This window comes from Streptococcus intestinihominis, assembly GCF_046824975.1.
In the GTDB taxonomy this organism is placed as follows: domain Bacteria; phylum Bacillota; class Bacilli; order Lactobacillales; family Streptococcaceae; genus Streptococcus.
Genome location: NZ_JBKQBL010000001.1, coordinates 522,225 through 523,457, shown reverse-complemented (window position 1 = coordinate 523,457; position 1,233 = coordinate 522,225). Strand labels below are relative to the sequence as shown.

Sequence of the window (1,233 nt, the reverse complement as noted above, 5' to 3'; positions counted from 1 at the left end):
CAACAAGGATGCGGGTACCTTTGACGTCATCATCAAGGATGTCTACAGCCCTAAAGGCGTCCGTGCTGTGCAAGTCCCAACTTGGTCTGATAGGGATGGCCAAGACGATATTCGCTGGTATGAAGCGACTCGTCAATCAAATGGAGACTACAAGGTATCAGTCAAAGCGAGCGATCACAAGAACTCTACTGGTAAGTACCATATTCACGTTTACTATATTCAAAATGATGGTTCTCGTGTGGGTGTCGGTTCAACGACTACAGAAGTTGAGTTCCGAAATGCCCATACCAAGACACAAACAGGGATCAAAAATGTCAATTCTGGTGCTGGAACCTATACGGTAACGGTGGATCAAGCGCCTCAGGGACGTCGGATTAAGAACATCCGTGTCGCAGCCTGGTCTCAAACTCATCAAGAAAATCTTTTCTGGTATTCAACAACACCTTCTGGTACACATACAGAAGTGCAAGTCTCTGTAGCCAATCACCAGTACCAATCAGGCAACTATACCACTCACGTCTATGTGGATTATGTCGATGGTGGTGTTGAAGGCTTTAACCTTGGACAAACAGCCCTTCATCCCCGAGTAACAGTTGATCAAACTGCTTTCACTCCTCGTGTAACGAATGGACAACGGGACCGTGTCTTACGGGCAGCAGCTAGTTTAGTCGGTGCTCGAACAGGAAGTGCAGCTCACCAACAATTGGTCAATGATTACAACAGTATCAAACCACTTCCAGTTGGTTATGAGGTGAAGATGACTGATGACTGGTGTGACGTCTTTGTCACAACGGTCTTTCAGCGGGAAGGCTTGAGTGGTTTGATTGGCCGTGAATGTGGAGTTGAACGTCACATCCAAATTTTCAAACGCTTGGGCATTTGGAATGAAAATGGTGCCTCTACACCAAAAGCAGGGGATATCATCACCTTTAACTGGGATCAAGATTATCAATCAAATGATGGTTGGGCAGACCATATTGGAATTGTGGAACGCGTCGAAAATGGACTGATTCATACAATCGAAGGAAATTCCGGTGCCGTTGGAACTGTCAAACGCAATGTATACCGTATCGGACATGGGAATATCCGCGGATTTGCGACACCGCGCTATAAATAACATACATATTTTTCAGCATCATTGCCTAATGACATTTCTAGAATAGAAAGACAACCAGCTCTATGAAGGGGCTGGTTTTTTGCATCCCTTTGATGATAGGAGGAGGAGTCATTAGG

At 45.4% G+C, this 1,233-nt stretch carries 1 protein-coding gene; it reads left to right on the top strand.

Features of this window, described 5'->3' with window-relative positions; all coding sequences use genetic code 11:
- On the top strand, positions 1–1,117 hold a 1,117-nt coding region (locus ACLOR3_RS02605), incomplete at its 5' end, for a GBS Bsp-like repeat-containing protein (protein WP_412036962.1).
- Positions 1,118–1,233 lie beyond the last annotated feature (116 nt).